Annotated in this window: 21 protein-coding genes; 11 read left to right on the top strand and 10 right to left on the bottom strand. The window is 52.3% G+C overall.

Annotated features, from left to right (window positions below; translation table 11 throughout):
* Positions 1-22: 22 nt before the first annotated feature.
* The 5 genes from ACZ5TN_RS08675 to ACZ5TN_RS08655 all read right to left on the bottom strand — a co-directional run bounded on the left by ACZ5TN_RS08675 (position 23) and on the right by ACZ5TN_RS08655 (position 7,127).
* Entirely contained in the window at positions 23-1,030 is a 1,008-nt protein-coding gene (locus ACZ5TN_RS08675; protein ID WP_011250751.1) for an ABC transporter ATP-binding protein, read from the bottom strand.
* Positions 1,031-1,040: 10 nt separating this feature from the next.
* Positions 1,041-2,000: an ABC transporter ATP-binding protein gene (locus ACZ5TN_RS08670; RefSeq protein WP_011250752.1), complete on the bottom strand. Its 960-nt coding sequence runs from the start codon at positions 1,998-2,000 to the stop codon at positions 1,041-1,043.
* 11 nt (positions 2,001-2,011) lie between these two features.
* On the bottom strand, positions 2,012-3,433 hold the full coding sequence (locus ACZ5TN_RS08665) for an ABC transporter permease (protein ID WP_011250753.1): 1,422 nt from the start codon (positions 3,431-3,433) through the stop codon (positions 2,012-2,014).
* An 11-nt stretch (positions 3,434-3,444) separates the two neighbouring features.
* Positions 3,445-4,494, bottom strand: coding sequence for an ABC transporter permease (locus ACZ5TN_RS08660; RefSeq protein ID WP_011250754.1), 1,050 nt, complete (start codon positions 4,492-4,494; stop codon positions 3,445-3,447).
* 185 nt (positions 4,495-4,679) lie between these two features.
* On the bottom strand, positions 4,680-7,127 hold the full coding sequence (locus tag ACZ5TN_RS08655; protein WP_464916506.1) for an ABC transporter substrate-binding protein: 2,448 nt from the start codon (positions 7,125-7,127) through the stop codon (positions 4,680-4,682).
* Positions 7,128-7,467: 340 nt separating this feature from the next.
* Here ACZ5TN_RS08655 and ACZ5TN_RS08650 point away from each other — a divergent pair, with 340 nt between their 5' ends.
* The 5 genes from ACZ5TN_RS08650 to ACZ5TN_RS08630 all read left to right on the top strand — a co-directional run bounded on the left by ACZ5TN_RS08650 (position 7,468) and on the right by ACZ5TN_RS08630 (position 11,089).
* Positions 7,468-8,697 (top strand): dihydroorotase, encoded by a 1,230-nt coding sequence (locus tag ACZ5TN_RS08650; protein ID WP_464916505.1) that lies wholly within the window; start codon positions 7,468-7,470, stop codon positions 8,695-8,697.
* Positions 8,675-9,376 carry a dihydroorotate dehydrogenase electron transfer subunit gene (locus tag ACZ5TN_RS08645; RefSeq protein ID WP_464916504.1) on the top strand — a complete coding sequence of 234 codons (702 nt, stop codon included), beginning with the start codon at positions 8,675-8,677 and terminating at the stop codon, positions 9,374-9,376. The genes ACZ5TN_RS08650 and ACZ5TN_RS08645 overlap by 23 nt, the downstream gene beginning before the upstream one ends.
* Positions 9,377-9,423: 47 nt before the next feature.
* Complete coding sequence (locus tag ACZ5TN_RS08640; RefSeq protein WP_011250758.1) at positions 9,424-10,332, top strand: radical SAM protein; 909 nt, start codon at positions 9,424-9,426, stop codon at positions 10,330-10,332.
* Positions 10,333-10,574: 242 nt separating this feature from the next.
* Positions 10,575-10,964 carry a hypothetical protein gene (locus ACZ5TN_RS08635; protein ID WP_464916503.1) on the top strand — a complete coding sequence of 130 codons (390 nt, stop codon included), beginning with the start codon at positions 10,575-10,577 and terminating at the stop codon, positions 10,962-10,964.
* Positions 10,961-11,089 (top strand): hypothetical protein, encoded by a 129-nt coding sequence (locus ACZ5TN_RS08630; RefSeq protein ID WP_464916502.1) that lies wholly within the window; start codon positions 10,961-10,963, stop codon positions 11,087-11,089. Before ACZ5TN_RS08635 ends, ACZ5TN_RS08630 begins: the two co-directional genes overlap by 4 nt.
* On the opposite strand, the gene ACZ5TN_RS08625 is transcribed toward ACZ5TN_RS08630, so the two are convergent.
* The 3 genes from ACZ5TN_RS08625 to ACZ5TN_RS08615 all read right to left on the bottom strand — a co-directional run bounded on the left by ACZ5TN_RS08625 (position 11,076) and on the right by ACZ5TN_RS08615 (position 14,414).
* Complete coding sequence (locus ACZ5TN_RS08625) at positions 11,076-13,037, bottom strand: alpha-amylase/4-alpha-glucanotransferase domain-containing protein (protein WP_011250760.1); 1,962 nt, start codon at positions 13,035-13,037, stop codon at positions 11,076-11,078. The genes ACZ5TN_RS08630 and ACZ5TN_RS08625 overlap by 14 nt on opposite strands.
* A gap of 80 nt (positions 13,038-13,117) precedes the next feature.
* Positions 13,118-13,747: a diacylglycerol/polyprenol kinase family protein gene (locus ACZ5TN_RS08620; RefSeq protein ID WP_011250761.1), complete on the bottom strand. Its 630-nt coding sequence runs from the start codon at positions 13,745-13,747 to the stop codon at positions 13,118-13,120.
* Positions 13,719-14,414: an HAD family hydrolase gene (locus tag ACZ5TN_RS08615; protein ID WP_464916501.1), complete on the bottom strand. Its 696-nt coding sequence runs from the start codon at positions 14,412-14,414 to the stop codon at positions 13,719-13,721. The genes ACZ5TN_RS08620 and ACZ5TN_RS08615 overlap by 29 nt, the downstream gene beginning before the upstream one ends.
* A gap of 74 nt (positions 14,415-14,488) precedes the next feature.
* Between ACZ5TN_RS08615 and ACZ5TN_RS08610 the strand changes: the two genes are divergently transcribed.
* From ACZ5TN_RS08610 to ACZ5TN_RS08590, 5 genes are read left to right on the top strand one after another with little or no spacing between them, the layout of a single operon-like run.
* Positions 14,489-14,734: a TIGR00304 family membrane protein gene (locus tag ACZ5TN_RS08610; protein WP_011250763.1), complete on the top strand. Its 246-nt coding sequence runs from the start codon at positions 14,489-14,491 to the stop codon at positions 14,732-14,734.
* 1 nt (position 14,735) lies between these two features.
* Positions 14,736-15,926 (top strand): cation:proton antiporter, encoded by a 1,191-nt coding sequence (locus tag ACZ5TN_RS08605; protein WP_464916500.1) that lies wholly within the window; start codon positions 14,736-14,738, stop codon positions 15,924-15,926.
* 20 nt (positions 15,927-15,946) lie between these two features.
* The gene (gene mfnA, locus ACZ5TN_RS08600; RefSeq protein ID WP_464916499.1) at positions 15,947-17,101 is read left to right on the top strand and encodes a tyrosine decarboxylase MfnA; all 1,155 of its coding nucleotides are present in this window, start codon (positions 15,947-15,949) and stop codon (positions 17,099-17,101) included.
* Between the two features lie 33 nt (positions 17,102-17,134).
* Positions 17,135-17,377, top strand: a complete 243-nt coding sequence (locus ACZ5TN_RS08595; protein WP_011250766.1) for a ribbon-helix-helix domain-containing protein — start codon at positions 17,135-17,137, stop codon at positions 17,375-17,377.
* Entirely contained in the window at positions 17,346-17,531 is a 186-nt protein-coding gene (locus ACZ5TN_RS08590; protein ID WP_464916498.1) for a type II toxin-antitoxin system PemK/MazF family toxin, read from the top strand. Before ACZ5TN_RS08595 ends, ACZ5TN_RS08590 begins: the two co-directional genes overlap by 32 nt.
* A 201-nt stretch (positions 17,532-17,732) precedes the next feature.
* Here ACZ5TN_RS08590 and ACZ5TN_RS08585 read toward each other — a convergent pair whose 3' ends face one another.
* Together ACZ5TN_RS08585 and ACZ5TN_RS08580 are read right to left on the bottom strand one after the other, a co-directional pair.
* Entirely contained in the window at positions 17,733-18,593 is an 861-nt protein-coding gene (locus ACZ5TN_RS08585) for a cation diffusion facilitator family transporter (protein WP_464916497.1), read from the bottom strand.
* A 229-nt stretch (positions 18,594-18,822) separates the two neighbouring features.
* The gene (locus ACZ5TN_RS08580; RefSeq protein WP_054839418.1) at positions 18,823-19,419 is read right to left on the bottom strand and encodes a TasA family protein; all 597 of its coding nucleotides are present in this window, start codon (positions 19,417-19,419) and stop codon (positions 18,823-18,825) included.
* Positions 19,420-19,605: 186 nt separating this feature from the next.
* Between ACZ5TN_RS08580 and ACZ5TN_RS08575 the strand changes: the two genes are divergently transcribed.
* The gene (locus ACZ5TN_RS08575; protein WP_464916496.1) at positions 19,606-21,147 is read left to right on the top strand and encodes a flippase; all 1,542 of its coding nucleotides are present in this window, start codon (positions 19,606-19,608) and stop codon (positions 21,145-21,147) included.
* Positions 21,148-21,182: the final 35 nt, after the last annotated feature.

Here is a 21,182-nt window from a genome sequence, read left to right as displayed (position 1 = left end):
ATGAAGAAGATATAAAAAGATTTCAATACTTGCCAACGAGGTGGCACTCGGCGAAGTGGTTGTGCTCGTACTCTATGAGCTGCGGCTGTTTGGCATCACAGAGGCCCTTCTGAGCGTAGATACACCTCGGGTGGAAGCGGCATCCCGGCGGTATGTTGACGGCGCTCGGAACCTCACCCTTGATCGGCAGTTCCTTGATGACGTTTCTCCTCTCCGGCTTTGGTTCGGGAACCGCTGCCAACAAGGCCCTGGTGTACGGATGAAGCGGGTTGTCAATGACCTTCTCGGCTGGGCCCATTTCGACGATTCTTCCGAGGTACATCACCGCCATCCAGTCGGCGAAGTACCTTGCAGTTGACATATCGTGCGTGATGTAGAGGTAGGTGACGCCAGTCTTCTCCTTGAGTTCCTTCATGAGCTCAAGAACCTCTGCACGGATCGAAACGTCGAGCATCGAGACTGGCTCATCTGCAACGATAAAGGTCGGATTCAGTATTAGCGCACGGGCGATTGCAACACGCTGCCTCTGACCACCGGAAAGCATGTGCGGGAACCTTCCGACGTAGTCCTCAGGCGGGGTTATCTTAACCATCTCGAGGGCTTTGTATATCAACTCCTCGCGCTCTGCCCTAGTTTCGCCGATGCCATGGATTAGGAGGGGCTCTTCAAGAACATCGAAGATCCTGAACCTTGGATTCATTGAACTAAATGGATCCTGGAATATCATCTGAACCTTTCTCCTGTACGCCAGGATTTCTTCCTTGGTCTTGATGTCAGTAACGTCCCTGCCCTCCAGGTATATCTTCCCATCGGTCGGTTCTAAGAGCTTTACGATGAGCTTTCCAGTTGTGGACTTACCACAGCCGCTCTCACCTACGAGTGCAAAGACTTGCTGTTTGTATATCTCAAAGCTCACTCCATCAACAGCGTGAACGAATCTCTGTGGGGCTCCCTTCAGGCTCTCAATGAAACCCCTCTTGATCGGGAAGTACTTTTTCAGGTTCTCAACTTTAAGTACCGGCTCCGCCATCTTTCACACCTCACAGCAGCCAGCATGCGGCATAGTGATCCTTATCAATCTCCTTCATTCCGGGCTCCTGCTCCCTACAAACGTCCATTGCATACGGGCACCTCGGGTGGAAGCGGCATCCCTTCGGCGGGTTGATGAGATTGGGCGGCTGACCTGGTATGAACTCGAGCCTGTCGACGTCCTCGTGGAGTCTCGGGATGGCTGCAAGGAGCTTCTGGGTATACGGATGGGCCGGCTCATAGTATATTTTCTCGCTGTCGCCGATCTCCACAATCTTACCGGCGTACATTATGGCAACACGGTCGCTAATCTCTGCGAGGATGCTGAGGTCGTGGGTAATGAATATCATAGAGAGACCGAGCTCCTTCTTCAGTTTCTTCATGAGGTTTATGATCTGAGCCTGAACTATAACGTCGAGTGCAGTGGTTGGCTCGTCAGCGATGACAACTGACGGGTTCATGAGGAGAGCCGTCGCAATTATAACGCGCTGCTTCATACCACCACTGAGCTCGTGGGGATAGCGGTAGACTATCTCTGGATCAAGACCGACGAGCTCAAGATACTTCTGTGCTACATCTAGGGCCTCCTCTTTCTCCATCCCCTTGTGGTATATCAGCGGCTCTATCATCTGGTAGCCTACAGTGTACACTGGATTGAGGGCGTTCATTGCACCCTGGAATATCATTGAAATCTTCTGCCAGCGGATCTCCCTTCTCAACACATCCTCCGGGAGACCCACGATTTCCCTTCCATCGATCTTTATGCTCCCATCGACGATCTTGCCGGGAGGAGTGGGCATTCCCATAAGGGTAAAACCAAGGGAGGACTTGCCGCAACCGCTCTCACCGGCAAGTCCCAGCACCTCACCCTTCCTGAGCTCAAAGCTGATATCGTCAACTGCCCTGACAACTCCGCGGTTCGTGAAGTAGTACATTTTGAGGTTCTTAACTTCAAGGACAGTTTTTGCCATTGTCTATCACCTCACATCCTCCTCAACCTCGGGTTGAGGACTCTATCGAGTGCCGTACCGATCATAACGAACGTGAAGCCCACGAGGGCTATCGCCAGTCCGGGCGGAAGAACCCACCACCAGTAACCGTTCGTTGCGGCTCCTGCGGCCTGAGCATCGTGGAGTATCTGTCCCCAAGTGACAGCAGTTGGGTCACCAAGACCAAGGAAGCTCAGGGAAGCCTCTGAAAGCACCGCACCCGGAACTCCAAGTGCCATGCTTGCGAAGGCGTAGGGGAGCAGCTGTGGCACCATGTGCTTGAAGATTATCCTGCCTGTGCTCGCACCTAGAACTCTGGCCGCCTCAACGTAAGTCTGCTCCTTGATCTGGAGGGCCATACTTCTCGCAACCCTGGCGACTCCAACCCATCCGAACACGACCAGCAGTAGTACTATCTGCCATAGCGAAATGTGGCCTCCAAAGTACGTACCCATGAGGATGAGGATCGGCAGGCTCGGGATTGAAGCCATGAACTCCTGGAATCTCATCATCATCTCATCCGTCCATCCACCAAAGTAGGCACTGGTAACCCCGTAGAATATACCAATGAGCACACTGAACACTGCAACGGACACACCTATGGCAAGGGAGACTCTTGAACCCCAGATGATACCCGCCAATAGGTCTCTGCCCTTGAAGTCAGTTCCAAGCCACCCGTAGGTTCTTCCAGTGAATATAATCTTCGCGTTGTCTAGGTCGACACTTGCATCTTTCGGAACATTAATTTCAAATATGAACGTGTAAGTCCCCTGGAGAGGCTCGGGCTTTTCAAGGATGTTCTCATTGAGCTTTCCAAAGATAACCCTTGTGGCATCCATGAGGGTCTTGTACTGGAACTCCTTGGTGGGATCAATTTGAATACCCTGGCTCTTAACCCACCTAATAAGGGCGTCCCTAACAGCGGGGTTAGTTCCAAGCTGGATTACCGTATTGCCCGAGAACTTGTAGTTCTGGAGGAGCACTACTTCCGTCCCATCGGGTCTCTTCACTTTAACGGTAAGGGTTGGCTTTCTAATACCCTCGGACTTACCGACAACATCTTTAAAGACTATGTCCTGGGGGGGAACGTCGTATTCATTATTGTACGGAATTTCAATAACGTATCCAGAGTCAGTCTGCTTCAAGTACTTCTGAAGTTCACTCCCCTCGAGGACGAGGTGGGGTGCCAGCTTCTGACTGGAGAAAACATTAACCCAAGTAGGCGGGACGTTCTTCGGGTTGTCAAGCCAGAACGTCTTCCATTTCTCTGGGATATCAGGGGAAGTAAGTATTGGTGCAGCCAATGCCGTGAATATCAAGAGGGCAAGCAGGAAGATACCGAGTAACCCAGTCTTCTGCCTCTTAAAGTCAGCCCAAAATTCAGACAAAGACTCCTTGAAGTCTACCCAGCGCATTGTTTCTCACCTCACACATTCTGGGATGCACCAACCTTGACTCTCGGGTCGAGGAAGCCGTACGTAAGGTCGGCGAGTATAACCCCCGCGAGGTAAAGAATAACGTTAACGAACGTAAGTCCCATGATAAGGTTCGTCTCGTTGGTCTCAAGGGCTATCCAGTAGACCCTACCCATGCCAGGCCACGTAAATACGCTCTCAGTGATTATTGCACCTCCCAGTGAACCGAGAAGGCTCATGATAATCATGGTCACGACAGGGGGAGCGGCGGCTCTAAGGGCATGCCCGTAGATTACCTTTCTCTCTGGAACACCCTTTGCCCTGGCAGCCATGATGAAGTCTTCCTGCATGGTACCGATCATGATGTTTCTTATAACCCATGCCCAGGCTCCAAAGGACACAAAGACTATTGTGGCAACCGGCAGGACCATGCGCTTCAGCATGTCAACTATGTGGGCCCATCCAGTCAGATTGGGGTCTGGGATCGACCTCGCCGGGAACCAGCCGAGCTCAAACGCGAAGATAAGGAGCATGATCATTCCAAACCACCACATTGGGATACTGCTGGTCACTAAGGCGAGAACTGAAAGGGCCCTATCAAAGGCACTCCCAACCTTCTGAGCAGCCTTAACACCCAGAAGGATTCCGAGGAAGATTATGATTATCTGCGCCGTTGTAAACAGCTGTATGGTTCTCGGTATGGCCCTCTTTAGGATTGCCTTAACGTCCCTCTCAGAACCGAAGACGGGGTTCCTAGTGTTTCCGAAGTCAAACGTTATAGTGCGCTTGAAGTAGTACATAACTCTCCATGCGTAAGACCGGTCAAGCTTATATTCGTGCCTATAATAAGCGATTCTCTCGGCCCTCCACTGATCGGGATTTTCCGGGGCTCTTCCCTGCTTCTGAAGGGCCTGGAATTCGGCGTTCACCTGCTCGATTATACGGTTCTGAAGGTCTTTCTCAGCGACTTTCACGAATAGGGCAGACATGACTAGAGTAACCAGCGTCAGGACGATCAGTGCATTCAATATTCTGATCAGCACGTACCTACCAAATCCCATGGAGTTCCCTCCTTAGCGGTTTTGGACGCTAGGACTCATTTTTAGTCATCGTCTTTTTCAGCTTTGTAAAGCTTCTTTATAAATATTTTGTGAATGCCCAATGAAGTTCAGAGAAAAGCCCATCACGGAGAAGGTGGAAATTTAAAGAGAAACTAAAAAGGGGAAACTAAAGAGAGCGAGCCCCTTTACCTTCTCCTCCTGAGGAGGAGTGGCACGACTGCAAGGCCGACGAGGAATGCTGGACCGCAGATTCCACCGCCTTCCTCGCTGGACTCAGTCGTTGTGGTCTGGGTCCCAGTCTCGGAGGTAGTCTGGGTGGAGGTCTCGGTCTGGGAGGTAGTAGTTGTGGTCTGGGTCTCAGTCTTAGTCTCGCCAACGGGGCGAGCACTCCTTATAGCCCAGTCAGAGGCGAGGCCCGCGACCGGGTCAACGAGCTTAATCTCGATATCCTTGCTGGCGACGTAGAACTCCCAGCTCTCGTAGAGGAATGTCCTGTAACCCTCGTATATTCCAATGGCAGTTCCGAGCCTGTTGAAGTCCCAGTACTTATCCTCACTGTCCATCTTAACGCCGTTGGCCTCGCCAGAGTATATTACAAGGGCGAAGTCATCAGCGGTCCAGTTGAGGAGCGGCTGAATCTTGTCAACGGTGTTGTAGTAGCTGAGTCCAAGGCTGTCGAGTCCAGCCTTAATGTCGCCGTCGCCGAGGAACTTGAGAACCTCCTCAAGTGTAACCCTCTGGGTGTTCTCCGGAGTCCACTTCCAGCCAACGCCACCCGGAGCGTACCAGTAGCTCGAGTAGTACTGGACGATCCTGGTCGTTGAGAACTTCACGTTGCTTGAGGAGAGCCAACCCTCTGTGTAGAAGTTCCACTGGTAGGAGCTCGGGTCGCTGGTGTAGACCGTACCGCTAGCAGTCCTTCTGTCAACTATCTTGGCCTCAGCGTCAAAGCCGAGCTTCTTAAGGACATCCTCAACTATGTAAGTGGCAACGTCCTTCCTCGCGTCCTCAACACGTCCGAGACCAACGATCTTTATCGGCTCTCCGTTGAAGTACCACTTGCCGTCGTCGCCCTTCTTGAGCTCATAGCCCATCTTGGCAAGCTCCTGAGCAGCCTCCTGCATGCCCTCCTCGAACAGCTTCATAGCGAGATCCTCGTCGGACTGCTCGGTGAGGCCAAAGGCATCAACGACCGGCTTAATGTATTCAAAGCCGGTCTCGGTTGATGTCCATGGGGCAAACATCGGACCGGCACTTCCCTGGAAGATGTTCTGGGTTATGTAAGCCCTGTTAACGAGGTACTGGATGGCGAACCTGACCTTCCTGACGGCGAACGGGTTGAAGTACTTCTTGTCACCAACGGTAATAACGTACGGGTTGTCCTTGTCATGAACCGGGTTCCAGACGATGTCACCAAACCCTGAAGTGCTCCTGTAGAGCTTTATGTTGGCCCTCTGCTCGTCGCTCAGGCCAGTGAACTTGTAAGCCAGGAATGAGTACCAGAGAATGTCGTAGTGGCCGTTGGCAACTTCGAGGATTGCAGTGTCCTCGTTCTGGATACCGTAAACCTCAATGGTCTTGTAGTATGGATCAACCTGGTACTCTGGCTCGGCGAAGGCCGGGATGGTCCACTTGTCGAACTTCTTGATCCTAACGAAGAGGTTCTCTGGCTGGTACTCGTCAACGTAGTACGGACCCTGGCCGATGACGGCGTGATTGTGCTCGTCAATGAATTTAGCTATTGAGTCGTAAGCGGCGATAGCGGCGTTCTCGTCCTCAATGTACGGCTTGAGGAACTCAGGAATCGGCTTGCTCTGTTTGAGCTCGAGAAGCTTCTCCTTTATGGCCTGAGCGTGGCTCGGGTTAATCTGGTCAAGCTGCTCGACGTCCTCGCTGGACTCACTCCAGGAGTACTTGGGGTTGTGGGCGACGAGCTCGCTCATCGCATACCAGAGCTGCCAGGGGGTTCCGGTGAACGGAACAACGTAAGCGGCAGTCATTATCTCGCTGGCCGGGAAGTAGTAGTTGTGGTAAACGTCGAAGACCATCCTGTCATCGGTCTGCTCGACGAGCTTGATACCGAGAATGGTGTTCATGTACTCGCCACTCCAGTCGGCCTCACTGGCGTCGTAGTATGGGTCGTCGTCGCCGTCCTGGGTAGTCCACTCCCAGCTCCAAGCAAAGCTGTACATCACATCGGCCGCGCTGAGCTTGTGGCCGTCGTGGAAGTACGGCCTGTCACACTCAATTCTAGCGTAGGTCTTAGCAGTTTCGCCGGCGTGAGCGGCAACCCATGTGTCCGTGGTTGAGTTAAAGATGACCGCATCCTCCGGAACGGTCACGTCAGACTTGTAGTCAACAACGTGGCAGTGATACGGGTGCGGGACACCATCAATTCCGTAGGGGAAACCGCTGTCGAAGACAAGGTCGGCAATCCTCCTGGAGTAGGTATCACTGTAACCTGAAGAACTCGGGTTCCAGACGCCCATGAACAGAGCGCCGCTTGAAGAGTATATGACTGTCTTCAGAACACTGTCGCTGTCTGCCGCAGCCACTGGCTTCACACTTGGCACCACGGCCAAGCTAAACAGCATCAGGCCCATAACGAACAGGCCTAGGACTTTCCTACTCATATTCCACTGCCTCCTTCAAATTTATAGCAGCATTTGCCATATACGGCGTGTAATGGCATGATGCTATACATTCGAGACCTATTTAAGGGTTACGTTAGAAACTTTGAGCGGATAGAAAAACTGGCTGAAAAAAGCCCCGCAATCGCATATTTCGAACAAGGACGCTTTATAATACAATTGCGCCACATATTTTCCATTAAAAGCATTTTCAAAACTCTGTAATTCAATCTACAGGCAAAAAGGAACTAAACTTCCTGAAGAAAACTAGAAAAAGGGTATGAACGGAGAAATCCGAGCAAAAAACTTAAAACTTGGGAAGGTTAAGCCCGCGTGGGCACTCATGCACGAGCTGGTTCTGTCCGGAAGGTTTGTACTGAACGGTGAGATAGTCGGGGGGAGCATCGGTATAGACAACGGCCTTATAACAGAAATCTCCAGGAGAGAGGTTAAAGGTGAAGAAGTCATAGCTTTCAAGAGCGAGATTATACTACCAGGATTGATAGACACCCACGTCCACCTGAGGGATTTCGAACAGAAGGAAAAGGAGACCGTGGAAAGCGGTACTAAGGCGGCCCTTCACGGGGGCATAACGGCGGTCTTTGACATGCCGAACACAAAGCCTCCCATCATGGACGTTAAAACTTTCGAAAAGAGGTTGAGTATCCTTGAGAAACACGCCTATTCAGACTACGCGGCAAGCTTTCTCCTCGCCGGAAACTGTGGGGAAGCATCCCGGGCGAGGGCGGATTTCTACAAGATATTCATGGGTACCTCGACGGGGGGGATTTTCTCGGAGAACTTTGAAAGCGACTACTCATGCGCCCCTGGAATCGTCAGCGTTCATGCCGAAGACCCAGAGACCATAAGGGAAAACCCTGAGCGACCTCCCAAGGCGGAAATTCGGGCAATAAAGAAAGCCCTGACTGCCGCTGAAAAGCTGAGGAAGCCCCTAAACGTATGCCACGTATCAACCGCAGGTGGAATTGAGGCAATAATCGAAAAGAGCCTTCCCTGGGTGAGCTTCGAGGTAACTCCCCATCATCTCTTTTTAACTTCAAAAGACTTTGAGAGGAACCCCTTGCTAAAGGTCTACCCGCCGCTGAGAAGTGAAGAGCACCGAAAAGCCCTCTGGAGAAACTTTTCCAGGATACCAATAATAGCAAGCGATCATGCCCCGCACACAATTGAGGACAAAGAAGCAGGCGCAGCGGGAATCCCCGGCCTGGAGACTGAGGTGGCGCTCCTTCTGGACGCCGCGAACAGGGGACTTATAACAATATTTGACATCGTTGAGAAGATGCACGACAACCCCGTGAGGTTCTTTGGGATCAAGGGAAGGGATTTTGAACCCGGCAACGAGGCGACCTTCACAATAGTTAATCCAAAGAAGGAGTGGGAAGTCAAGCCCGAGGAGTTCTACACAAAGGCGAAATGGAGCCCATGGGAAGGGAAAAAACTGAAGGGAAAGGTCGTGATGACCGTTCTCCATGGAAAAGTCGTTATGGAAGGGGACGAAATCATTGAGGGGCCGAAGGGGGTAAGGCTGGATGTACAGGGTGGTAACCATTGAAGAAGTATGGGACGTGGCAAAGGACGTGAAGGCTTTCAGGTTCAACGAGAACATTGAGTTCGCGCCCGGGCAGTTCATTATGGCCTGGCTTCCGGGGGTAGGAGAGAAGCCCTTCAGCCTGGCATGGGAAGACATGATAGTCGTGAAGCGCGTGGGACCCTTCACGACCAAGCTGTTTGAGCTGAAAGAAGGGGATAGACTTTGGATCAGGGGGCCCTACGGCCATGGATTCATTAAGAGGGGCGAAAAAGTAGCCCTCGTCGGCGGGGGAATAGGGATTCCGCCCCTGTATGCTTTCGCAAAGAAGAACCAGGGGAAATTCAGGCAGATGACCCTCATATACGGCGCCCGCTCAAAGGACGAACTTTCCCTCCTAGACATTGAGAACTACGTGGACGAGGTTGTAATAACGACCGACGACGGCTCCGCTGGGAGGAAGGGCTTTCCAACCGAAGTGCTCGCCGAGAGAAGGGAAGAGTTCGACCAGGTCTACGCCTGCGGCCCGGAGCCGATGTTGAAGGCGGTGCTGAAAGTAATGAACTACAAAAACGTCCAGATATCGGCGGAAAGGTATATGAAGTGCGGCATAGGCGTCTGCGGCTCCTGCAACCTCGGGAAATATCTCGTCTGCAGGGATGGACCCGTCTTTGAGGGAGAGAAGCTCGTTGGACTTCTGTGACCAATTACCTTTTTAAACCCACTTTTTCTGCTCTTCCCGGTGAGAAGATGGGCATAAAAATGAGGTGGGAAGATTTTGCGAGGAGCATGGGTGTCGAGCCCCAGATACTCGAGAACAAAGAGGCGAGACTCCTAAAACAGTTCGTGATGGATTTGAAGTTTCCAACTCACTGCCAGGGCTGCCAGGGTCTTGATTTAAATAACCCTAATCCAGTTCACCATCCGAGCTATGAGCTGACTCCCGCATGCAACCACGACTGTATCTTCTGCTATTCAAACGTCGCAGTGAAGCTCGGGAAGGCACCGAAGCCGGGCTACTACGGGTGGGAAAACCCTTACGCGATAACCGTCTCCCAGTATGGAGAACCGCTGATAAGCCCGCGCATAGTCGAAGTTAACAGGATGCTCCGCGAGAAGTTTCCGAATGCGAGGTTAGACCTCCAGACCAACGGCTCCCTCCTGACCGAGGAGCTGTGGGCAAAGCTTGACTTTGACCTAGTCATGATAAGCCTCGACGCCGCGAGCAGAGAGAAGCACCTCAAGATTACAAACGCGGACACTTTCGAGGCTGTTGTCAACGCCCTCAGGATCGTTGGTTCGGACAAGTCCGTCCGCTCGGTTGTGAGGACCATCTTCATGCCGGGCATAAACGACGAGGACATACCGAAGATAGCGGAGCTCGCCGCTTCCCTCGGAATAGACGAGATGATGCTCCAGCCGCTAACCATTCACGAGCTTAACGTTGAGAGACTGAAGAAAGCCGGTCTGGACTTCGAGAGAGCAGAGAGCATAAGGGAGTTTCTCAAGGCGGCTATGGAAGCCAAAAAGCATATAGACGTGAGGATAAGCGGCTGCCAGCTTGCGATATACAGGACGATGGACCCATTGACGCTTTTCAGCGCGAAGAGAGTCGCTAGAGAAGTGGCACCTGTAGTTAAGAGGGAGAGGCTCCTGTGAGGGAGATGCGTTTCAGGATTGACCCTAAAACTCAGTCACCTTAGACTGTGAGCAACATCTATGGGCGAAAATTTATTTTCAGCACTCCTAAACATACAAGCGGTGGACTTAATGGACATCTGGACGCTGGTGGCGGTTTATATCTTGATACTCCCCCCTCGTGAACATCTTCATCAAGCCAATCCTTTTTGCAAAGCGGATGGCTGGCAAAGTTCTGAAGAAGCTCCTACGCATCCAAGTTCATGAAAAACCAAAAGAAAAGTTTGGAGAGATTATACACTCCAATCTGGGTCCTCATTGGGCTCTGGGCCTTTTTCAAGCTGAAAGATGCAAGCCTGCTCGGCGCGGTCTTCGGTCTTTTAGCCTTCCGGAGCGGGGCGAACATAGCGAGGCTCCTGGTCTACTCCAGCCACGATGGAGAGATTCTCAAGGAGATGGCAGAGGGAAGGGTTTTGGGCATCCTTGAAAAAGCCGTCAGGATTTCTTTAATACTCGAAGCGGCGTTCCCATTTGCCATGTTGCTGGCGTACAAGACTCTAAGTGCTGTAACGATTTCGCACGGGAGCGTGGAAAGTTCCTCCTGGAGCTTTGGGTCGCCGGGGCGATTTTCGGGCTGGTATTTGGATACTTGATAGCGAAGGACAACAGGGGTCTGCTCCTTGAAGACAGTGTTGAGGCTCTAACATTTATGATAGCACTGAAAGGGAAGCAGAAGGCGGAAAAGGCAGAGGAGAGAATAAAGTTCAGAGCTCCCTGAAGCGGAGTCTGAACCTGAGCTCCCCTTCGACAGGGAACAGAACGGTGTAACTGACGCCCTGCTGGATGAAGTCCCATCCACTCTCACTCTGGCTGAGGGTCTTTATTGGGTACTTCCAGACTTTTGCCCTTCTGTCGAGCTCTATCTCGACCTTTCCGATGCCGTAGGGGTCGTTCACCTCGAACTTCTCTGCCTCGAACTCGGCCGGCTCCTCCATAACGCTGTGGACTGCCAGGTTGAGCTCGACGCCGAAGAGGGCTCTGGCATCGCTTCTGACGGTGTAGTCCACTATGAAACCGTCCTCGGTGAGCCTAACCGACTTTTCCACACGTGCTGGCCTCTTAGCAACGCTTCCATCGCGCTCAAGGGTTATTCCGTTCTCAATAAGGCTGAAGTTGTAAGCACCGGTGAGGAAGTCCCCAAGCTCGATGTAGCGGCTCAGCCTGTACTCATCGAGCGTCGTCTCTGGCTCAAGGAAGTGGTCCTGCAGAATTGCCCTTAGATGGCTGTCGTAGGCAAGCTCACGCCTTATCTCGTCGGGAATCTGCTTTCCAAGCTCGTGGATGCTGGCGACTCCTTCACCACCTTCTTCCGGTGTAGCGGCCTCTGGAACCTCGTGGTAGTGCTCCCAGCGCCTCGCGAGAACGTCGTTGTAGTTGACCGCCTTTCTCTTGGAGGAGAGCTCGAAGAGGGCTCCGCCGTATGCTGGTTTGAAGACGGCGTAGAAGTTCTCGTTCTCGATGAAGACCTCGTCCCTGCCGTCGAAGTCGATGTCCCTCACGAAATTCCCCGTCTTAACGTGGCTCTGAGCCTTTATTATGTTCTCCCAGACAGCCCTGCGGAGGTGCGGGAGGTAGACACCGCCGAAGACGCCGTGCCAGTAGGCGTCGTTGCACTGGGCCCTGAGGATGAATTCCCTCGCCTCGGGGTTGTTTCTCACGGCCTTACTCACCATCAGCATGCGCTTGTGCATGTAGTTGCTCTCCGGGTACTTGAAGAAGAAGTTCTTCCAGATTCCGCCGCGGACGAAGACGCGATAGCGGTCGAACTTGTTCTCTTTCTTTAGCTCTTCGACGAACTCCACGAAGAGCTTGGCCTGCCTCGCCGGGAGGCTCCACTCGCTCATCTCGAAGTATGAAGCTATCGGGAGGTAAACCAGACCGCGCGGCCTGAACCTCTGGAGGTATTCAGAGTAGAGCATGAGGTTTATCCTCTCGTCGCTTGAAACCCTATCGAAGAACTCCCTGAGCCAGCCCTTCTCGTAGACCCACTCGTAGGTTCCGGGCCAGACCCCGAACTTCTCACCGTCATCGTGGAAGACCGCAACCTTGCTCTCATCACCATCATCGAGGGAGTGTAGGTATTCGAGGGTCTTATCAACGGGGCGGAAGGGGATCAAATACCTGAGCTTCTCGTCTATCGGGAAAACCGTTATGACTTCACCGCCATCCTCGGTGTAGTACGGCCAGAACAGCTCATCCTTTGAGAGGCCCGCGCTCATGAAGTGGTAGTCGTCAACTATGACGTAATCTATTCCAGCAGCGCGGAGGCTTTTCACGAGCTCCGGCTGCCAGACCCTCTCAGTGAGCCAGACGCCCCTCGCTTCGTAGCCGAGATTCCTGGCGAACTCCTTGAGCTTCTCGATCTGGACTATCCTATCTTCCTTCGGAATCGAGGCAAGAACGGGCTCGTAGAAGCCAGCCACCACTATCTCAAGCTGTCCCCTCTTGACGAGCGAGCGGAGCAAATCGAGGTGTTCTGGCTTGTTGTCGCGTATCCACTCAAGGAGCGGGCCGGAGTAATGAACGGCCACCTTCATGTTAGGGTACTCCTCAAGGGTCTCCATGAAGGGCCTATAGGACCTCTCGTAGGCGCTCTCCATAACCCATCCAAAGTTTCCAAGGGGCTGATGGTTGTGGATACCAAATATGAAGTTCACCATCTCCATCACCGACAAGCTTTGTTATCACTGGAGGTGATATGGTAAAGAAAGGCATATAAACCTTTTCTTCAGGACTCAGTGGAAGATCAGGAGACAAGGAAAACCAAATACACGGCAACTGCTACTGCCAGCTGGTTTGAGAAGTTGTCGTCGGGCGGGACGTTGTAGAACTCCACAATAGTGCCGATGACTGCACCAGCTAAAGCGGGAGCAAAACTCACAAGGGGGATTAAAACCAGCAGAGCCGTAAGGAAGTATGCCAAGCTCCCCTCAAGGCTCTTACCGCTTGAGAATCTGTGTCTCCCAAGGCTCTTCCCGATTATAGCGGCCAGGGCATCCCCCAGGGTTGCCACAGTTATGGCACCCACCGCCACCTTCATCGGGAAGAAATATACTACTATGAACGAAGCGGCCGCAAAGTAAATGTGAGCTGCAACTCTCTCACGCTCGTGAGGTCTAGTTATGGCCTCGATATGGTTTTCTATAAGCTCAATGCTCCTACCCAGCTCAGGGGAAGGGTACATATTCAGGAGGCGGTACTTTATCCTATCCCTCCACTCTTCGATTATCCTGAATGGTTCAAGCACGACGAAGAGGACAAAGGCCAGACCTATGAAGGCGAGCGTTGTGGTCTTGCCACAGCAGAGATAAATGGCAGGCACAGTAAGTCCCGTGAGGTGGAGTGCTTTACGCTTCAACTCGCTTCTTATGCTCACGCTTTATCACCTCCAGGGCCTCAAGAAGGTTATTCACAACGTAATCGGCAAACCTGACTTTTCGGGACTTGAAATAGCCCCTGCGAACCAGTATGGTAGTGGCCCCAATCGCCCTACCTCCACGCATGTCAGTCTCGTCGCGGTCACCAACAACGTAGACCTCGCTGGAAGAGAACTTTTGAAGGGCAAGCTTGAAGTTGTGATCTTCAAGCTTGCTGTGGCCTGTTTCACCGCTTATGATGACGCCATCAAAGTAATTGGAGACGCCGAGAACTTCAAGCTTTTTCCTTTGCCACTCCGTCGATGAGTCCGTCACGAGAACTATTTTTGCCCCAAGCTTCTTCAGACCGGAGAGAAACGGCAGGGCATCAGGGAAAAGGCGTAAGTGTTCGAAAAAGGCGCGCTCAACAAAGGACACAACTTCCCGGATTTCATCGTCAGAGGCATCTGGGTAAACGTCCCTAAAGACGGTTTCAACAAGCTCGTCCAAATCCATCAGGTGGACTTCCTCAGAGCTTTCAAAACGACGGTACTTTTTTAGCAAGAAGTACGCTATGGCCCGGAACTTTCTTCTCCTGATCAGGAACAAGAGAGTTCTCAAGAGGGTCTTTTTTCCCGCCTCCCACGTATTGCAGAGGGTATCGTCGAGGTCGGTGATTACCAGCATATTGGTATTATTCCCCTGGGGCTTTTTAAAGGATAATGCAAAGCTTTTAAAGACGGTAAACGAGTTCTGGATTGATGAGAGGCGAAGAACTCGTACTGGCGGGAATAGCCCTGATATTCCTGGGGTTCATCCTGGTGTTCATCGGGACCCTGCTATCTGCCTTCAGCGGTGAGGCGGACGTTGAAGGCGGCGGAGTAATAATGATAGGCCCAATTCCAATAGTCTTTGGAACAGGAAGGGGTGTCACCCTGGCCATGATCCTGGCGGTGCTCCTGATGGTTCTGTGGATAATAGGTACTCTTCTCGCAAGGAGGGGATGACGTGGAGTTCCTCGGCTATCTTGCAGTCCTTCTAGTTGTGGCAAAGAGCATAGAATGGGCCTTTGAGAAGGCGGAGATACACCCGATCATCGCCCATGTTATAACTGGTATTCTCCTCGGGCCGTTTGCACTCGGAATTGTAAAGCCGGGCAAAGAAATTGAAGTGCTGGCACAGTTTGGACTTATAATGATGATGCTCTACATGGGCCTGACCAGCAACTTCTCTGCAATAGCCCAGAACACGAAGAAAGCCACGTTTGTGGCAGTTCTCGGGGTTGCTTTCTCGTTCATACTGGGCTTTACCACCGTGTACCTCTTTGGAAAGGGGTTCTCCGCGGCGGTGTTCGTTGGCGTAACCCTCGGAAACACGGCAATCGAAGTCACAAGCGGCGTCCTGGTTAAGGAGAGGGTGAACAGAAGAGTCTCGGCCATACTGATGGGGGCGGCGTTCGCGGACGACATACTGGCCGTTTACCTTATAGGCATCATCACCGGCATGGCGAGCGGGAACTTCAACGCCCAGTCCCTCCTCATCCTGACGGGGAAAATCTTTGCCTTCATAGTCGCGACGCTCCTGATTTCGGAGTACATCTTCAAGCGCTCCAGATGGTTCTACAGCGTGGTCAGGAACCTCAACGTCTTCTTTACATTCACCCTAATCCTCACGTTCGCCCTCGCCATAATATCGGAGTGGGTTGGCCTGAACCAGATAATAGGGGCCTACCTGGCGGGTCTGACCATAAGCAGACTCCGCGAGAGAAAAGACCCCCTCGTCGTTACCAGGATAAAGCTCAACGAGCTCATAGGCGACCTTCAGGTTGTCCTCACGGAGTTCTTCATGCCGCTGTTCTTTATCTACGTCGGCCTGATGTTCAATCCCCCCATTAAAGACATTAACATATTCCTCATTTTGGCCCTCTACGCCTCGGCAGTGCTTGGTAAGCTGATCGGCTGCGGTCTTGGTTCAAAGCTGGTTGGTCTCCCCTGGGAAGATTCGATAGCAGTCGGAATTGGAATGGGTGGAAGGGGAAGCCTAGAGCTGGCCATCCTCACGTTCGGCCTCAGCACGGGGTTGATAGACCAGAGCATCTTCGCGAGCGTTATAATGGTCTCAATGCTAACGGCCTTAACAACGCCGATATTCTTCAAGGCGTACCTGAAGAGGCAAAGGCTTAAAGCCGGGGAGAGCTAGTACCGCAAGGCGGTGAGAAAATGTTTCCAGAGAGGGGAGCGAGCGAGGAAGAAGTCCTGAGGGAGCTTGAAGAGAAGACAAGAGAAGATTTAACCTTCGATTCAGGCAAGATACTCGGTTCTATGTGCACTTACCCACACCCCTTCGCAGTGAAGGTCGTTATGAAGTACATAGACAGGAACCTCGGCGATCCTGGCCTCCACGTCGGGAGCCAGAAAATCGAGAAAGAGGCCGTTGACATGCTGGCCAACCTCCTCGGACTGGAGAAGGGCTACGGCCACATAGTCTCTGGCGGGACGGAGGCCAACATCCTGGCAGTGAGGGCCATGAGGAACCTCGCTGGAATAGAAAAGCCCGAACTGATCCTTCCAGAGAGTGCTCACTTCTCATTCATAAAGGCCGCCGAGATGCTAGGGGTAAAGCTCGTCTGGGCGGAACTGAACGACGACTACACGGTCAACGTGAAAGACGTTGAGGAGAAAATAACGGACAGGACGATAGGGATAGTTGGAATAGCTGGAACGACCGGCCTTGGAGTCGTCGACGACATCCCGGCCCTGAGCGACTTAGCACTTGACTACGGTCTTCCCCTCCACGTTGATGCAGCCTTCGGCGGCTTCGTGATACCCTTTGCAAAGGCTCTCGGTTATGAGATTCCCGACTTCGACTTCAGGCTCAAGGGAGTGAAAAGTATAACAATAGACCCTCACAAGATGGGGATGGTACCGATTCCAGCCGGGGGAATAATCTTCCGCGAGAAGAAGTTTCTGGACAGTATAAGCGTTTTAGCCCCGTATTTGGCCGGAGGCAAAATCTGGCAGGCGACGATAACCGGAACCAGACCGGGAGCCAATGCTCTGGCAGTATGGGCAATGATAAAGCACCTCGGCTTCGATGGGTACAAGGAAGTTGTAAAAGAGAAGATGGAGCTCGCAAGGTGGTTCGCCTCGGAACTGAAGAAGATTCCAGGGATTTACCTCATCAGGGAGCCAGTGTTAAATATAGTCTCATTCGGTTCAGAGAAGCTGGAAGAGCTTGAAAAAGAGCTTAAGGCGAGGGGCTGGGGTGTAAGCGCTCACAGGGGCTACATAAGGATCGTCGTCATGCCTCACGTGAAGAGGGAGCACCTCGAGGAGTTTTTGAGGGATTTGAGGGAGATTGCAAAAAGGCTTTAAAGCTGTCCGACAAATTGACCCATTGGTGAGACAATGACCACTGGTGTGAAGGTTTCTGTGAGACTTCCTCCGAAGCTTGCCGAGGAGATAGACTCGCTCGTCAAAGCGGGCCTCTTCAGCAACAGAAGCGACCTGATAAAGGAGGCTATACGGCACTACCTCAGGGAGCTCAGAAAGGAGCTCACGGAAGAGGAAAGATGGAGGCTGAAGGCCGTTGAGGACGTCCTCAAGGAGGACTGGGAGAGTGAGGAGGACAGCTTCTGGGACTCCTACTGAAGGAGGGCCTTTCAAAGAGGGAGAGGTAATCCTCCTGCCGTTTCCCTTCAACGACCTCCAGAACGTGAAAACGAGGCCAGCCCTCGTCCTTTCGAGCGAGAGCTTCAACAGGAAGAGCAACTCAATCATAGTGGCTCAGGTAACTCCAACCTGAAAAGCGGGTTTAAAGAACTTAACGTTCTGATAGCGGACGAGGACCTTGACAGGTATCCAGGAACAAGGCCGATAATACCCAGCATTGTCAAGCCCTACGTGATTTTCTCAGTCAACAAAAGGATGGTCATCAAGAGAATCGGCCTCCTGCGGGAGGAAAAGCTAGCCGAGGTCTACGAAAGCCTCATGAAGGCGCTCGACCTCACTCAGTAACGCCCTTTATGTCCACGTGGACAAAGGCCCTCTCCACCTCTGGCATCTCCTCGATCCTCTTCTTGACTTCCTCGCTGATGTCGTGGGCTTCCTTGAGTGTGATTTCCAGTGGAACTTCAATGTGGAGCTCGACGTGGAGCTTGTTCCCCACGTAGTGTGCCCTGAGGTCGTGGACTCCCATGACGTTTGGGACGCTCAAGGCGCGCTTCTTAATCTCCTCGCACACCTCAAAGGGAGGGGCGCTTCCTGTGAGGTAGCCAACGTTCTCAAGGATTATCTCCGCCGAGACCTTGACGAGGAAGCCCGCAACAACCAGCCCGGCGAGGGCATCGCCGTACCTAAAGCCGAGCTTCTGAAGACCGAGACCCACGAGAACCGCAACGCTGCTGAGGGCGTCGCTCCTGTGGTGGTAAGCGTCGGCAACTAAGATTTGGCTTTTGAGCTTCCTGCCGACGTAAACGGAATAGCGGAACATCAACTCTTTGGCAAGAATGGAAAGGACTGTAACCGCGAGCATTATTGAGTTAACCTCAATGGCCGTGCCATGGAGAAGTCTGAAGAGTGAATCCCTCCCAATCTCGTAGGCCACCAGGAGGAGAGCCTCGCCTATGAGAAAGGCCACCAGGGGCTCAAAGCGGGAGTGTCCGAAGGGATGGCTTTTGTCAGGGGGCTTTGAAGAAACCCTCATCCCAAGGTAGCCGATGATGCTCGTGACCACATCGCTGAGGGAGTGAGCTCCGTCCGAAATCAGGGCTATGCTCGAGTAGAGAAACCCAACGACCAGCTTGAGCACTGAGAGGAGAAGGTTTCCAACTATCGAGACCCATATGGGGCGGTAGAGCTCCTCCAAGGGCCACCCTCCGGGGTTTAAACGAATTAAACAACCAACATTCACAATGCGGTCAGTCCGTCACTCCCTCGTCACAGCTCGGACAAGGCTGAACTCATCATCCCAGAAAAGGTAGAGGATGGGACTTAAAAGGGTTGCTCAGCGATCACCTTTCCTTCCTCACCGGTCGGTTCGCCCATCACTCATCATCGCAGGGAAAAATTGGAGAGGGGGTTTAAGTGGCTTCCGCTCACTGTGAAGCAGTTATGAGCATAGCAACCTCAGAGGTATCGGTCTGGCACTCGTTTCCCGCATCGGGAGAGAGTTCTACGCGCATAGTAATTCCTATGGCTTCGTTCTCGGCCAGCTTGCCGTCAAAGAGGCGTATAAGCGTGCCGTTGAGCTCCAGAAGGGATTTTCCAGCGTAGCGGTCAAGGATCATGACTGTCCCGTTAACCAAGACACGGATGTCCTTGACTATCAGGTATTTGCTGAGCTCTCCAACGTCTGGCGTGCTGTCCACGAGTGCCTCAGCTTTAGAGAGCTTTCCATCTTCACGGTCGGTCACGTTTAGGGTCATTGTGATCTTTGAAACAGGGTAATCTCCGCGGTTCTTGATGTAGAATCGGATCGTCTTCTCTTCTCCCGGCAGAAGGTCTCCAAACTCAAAGACCTTGTAGGCATCGTAGTACCTCTCGCCATCTCTGCTTATCCCGATATCGAACTCACCCGTGGAGAACTCGTTGCCCGTGGACTTCGCCACGTCGCTGAAGTACGAGGCACCCAACTTGAAGCCAGCGAGGAAAACCAGCAGGGCCGCCAGTGTAACGCCCAGCGTTCGTTTCATAAATACCACCAACCATAGTTTTTAAGTGAAAAAACGAGTGACACCATATAAGTTTTTCGGAAGTTAAGTTGTAAAAACTGGTGGCGTAATGCATTCTACTACATTATTTGGAGAGATACAACAAAAAGCCTATCAACTGACAGATTCCAAAACCGTTTAAAGGCACCACAAGAAAACCGTACCGCGGTGAAATCCTTGGAGAAAGGAGAGGCCCTTGGAAAGGTCGCAAAGGGGGCTGGCATAGTCCTAGCAGGAACAGTTGTGGGAATGCTCCTCAACTTTCTCACAAAGGCAGTCCTGGCAAGATACTACGAGAGGAGCCAGTATGGGTCGTTCACACTCACCGTAACTGTTCTGAGCATTGCAATGACCATAGCCCTTCTCGGACTTCAGAACGGCCTCTCAAGGGAGATAGCCCGCCACCTCCAGAGGGATAGAGAAGTTGCACTAAAACTGGCGTCAACGGGAGTTTTGATAGGGTCTAGCTCTTCCCTGGCCATTATACTACTCTTATTCACCCTGGCTCCCAATCTTGGAAATGTCCTAAACGACCCGTACCTAAACCAGACTCTCAGAATAGCCTCTCCAGCGCTTCTCCCGATGGTTTTGACTATGATAATCGTGGCAATATCCAGGGGACACGGAAGGGTTAGGGAGAACTTCTATTACAGGAACGTACTCCCCCAGCTCATTTTCCTGGTTTTCCTGGGTATGAGTTTTCTCTTAAATCTCAGCTTCAACTGGGTGTTCATTTCTTACGTCGCCGCATGGACAATCCCAGCGCTTCTGGGCTTCTTAGATGGCATAAAGCTCGGGCTGTTGCCGAAAAAACCTGAGTTCGACTGGAATCTCGCAAAAGAACTTTTGGCGTTCTCATTCCCGCTCATGCTGACGGGCATATTGGACTATGTTCTCGGTTGGACGGACTCCCTGATGCTGGGCTACTATTTTGGGCCTGATAAGGTGGGTCTTTACAACGGGGCGGCGCCAATAGCCAGGGCACTGCCCGTGGTTCTGAACTCCCTCGGATTCGTGTTTATGCCTATGGCAACGGTGTTTTTTACAGATGGAAACATTGAAGGGCTGAAAAGGCTATACCAGAGCACTGCAAAGTGGGGTTTCATCCTGACTTTTCCAGCCTTTCTGCTGGTTTTTGCGTTTCCAAAAGGGACAATAAACCTGTTCTTCGGGGCCAAGTACACCGAAGCGGCGACAGCCCTGAGAATACTGGCCCTAGGTTTTATGTTCCACGTGGTAATGGGGCTCAACGCTATGAGTCTGGTGGCCGTCGGAAGGACTTCAGACAACCTAATTGGCAACCTCCTTGCCGCACTCCTAAACGTGGCCCTCAACATGGCCCTCATTCCGGTGTACGGGATAAACGGGGCGGCTTTGGCAACGGCCTCCTCGTATATAGCGGCGAACCTGTACAGGGTGTCAATCCTCTACAGGACGACTGGAGTCCAGCCACTTGGAAAAACCTACGTCAAGGCCCTCTTAATCGGCGCCCTAATGCTCCTCCTTGGGCTTCTCCTGGGAGATACAAGCTCGATCGTTGGAGCCATCTTAAAGACTGCTATCCTCTACGGTGGTTATCTCATCCTAATCCTTCTGAGCGGGTGCATAGAGAAAGAAGAAGCTGAAAATCTGGGAAAACTGGCAGAAAAAGCTGGTGTGAACCTAAGATGGCTCATTAGAGCTATGGAAAGGCTTTCAAAGGATGAGTGAAGCAAAAAGGCTTTGCGAGTAAAAATCCCAACACC

It is taken from the genome of Thermococcus sp. JCM 11816, assembly GCF_055396515.1.
The sequence above is the reverse complement of the archived record's forward strand: the minus strand, read 5'-3'. Positions and strand labels throughout refer to the sequence as shown.

Excerpts from the sequence above, each read along its gene's own strand:
- ACZ5TN_RS08675 (WP_011250751.1), bottom strand. The coding sequence starts at position 1,030 with ATGGCGGAGCCGGTACTTAAAGTTGAGAACCTGAAAAAGTACTTCCCG.
- ACZ5TN_RS08670 (WP_011250752.1), bottom strand. The coding sequence starts at position 2,000 with ATGGCAAAAACTGTCCTTGAAGTTAAGAACCTCAAAATGTACTACTTC.
- ACZ5TN_RS08665 (WP_011250753.1), bottom strand. The coding sequence starts at position 3,433 with ATGCGCTGGGTAGACTTCAAGGAGTCTTTGTCTGAATTTTGGGCTGAC.
- ACZ5TN_RS08660 (WP_011250754.1), bottom strand. The coding sequence starts at position 4,494 with ATGGGATTTGGTAGGTACGTGCTGATCAGAATATTGAATGCACTGATC.
- ACZ5TN_RS08655 (WP_464916506.1), bottom strand. The coding sequence starts at position 7,127 with ATGAGTAGGAAAGTCCTAGGCCTGTTCGTTATGGGCCTGATGCTGTTT.
- ACZ5TN_RS08650 (WP_464916505.1), top strand. The coding sequence starts at position 7,468 with ATGCACGAGCTGGTTCTGTCCGGAAGGTTTGTACTGAACGGTGAGATA.
- ACZ5TN_RS08645 (WP_464916504.1), top strand. The coding sequence starts at position 8,675 with ATGTACAGGGTGGTAACCATTGAAGAAGTATGGGACGTGGCAAAGGAC.
- ACZ5TN_RS08640 (WP_011250758.1), top strand. The coding sequence starts at position 9,424 with ATGGGCATAAAAATGAGGTGGGAAGATTTTGCGAGGAGCATGGGTGTC.
- ACZ5TN_RS08635 (WP_464916503.1), top strand. The coding sequence starts at position 10,575 with ATGAAAAACCAAAAGAAAAGTTTGGAGAGATTATACACTCCAATCTGG.
- ACZ5TN_RS08625 (WP_011250760.1), bottom strand. The coding sequence starts at position 13,037 with ATGGAGATGGTGAACTTCATATTTGGTATCCACAACCATCAGCCCCTT.
- ACZ5TN_RS08615 (WP_464916501.1), bottom strand. The coding sequence starts at position 14,414 with ATGCTGGTAATCACCGACCTCGACGATACCCTCTGCAATACGTGGGAG.
- ACZ5TN_RS08610 (WP_011250763.1), top strand. The coding sequence starts at position 14,489 with ATGAGAGGCGAAGAACTCGTACTGGCGGGAATAGCCCTGATATTCCTG.
- mfnA (WP_464916499.1), top strand. The coding sequence starts at position 15,947 with ATGTTTCCAGAGAGGGGAGCGAGCGAGGAAGAAGTCCTGAGGGAGCTT.
- ACZ5TN_RS08595 (WP_011250766.1), top strand. The coding sequence starts at position 17,135 with ATGACCACTGGTGTGAAGGTTTCTGTGAGACTTCCTCCGAAGCTTGCC.
- ACZ5TN_RS08580 (WP_054839418.1), bottom strand. The coding sequence starts at position 19,419 with ATGAAACGAACGCTGGGCGTTACACTGGCGGCCCTGCTGGTTTTCCTC.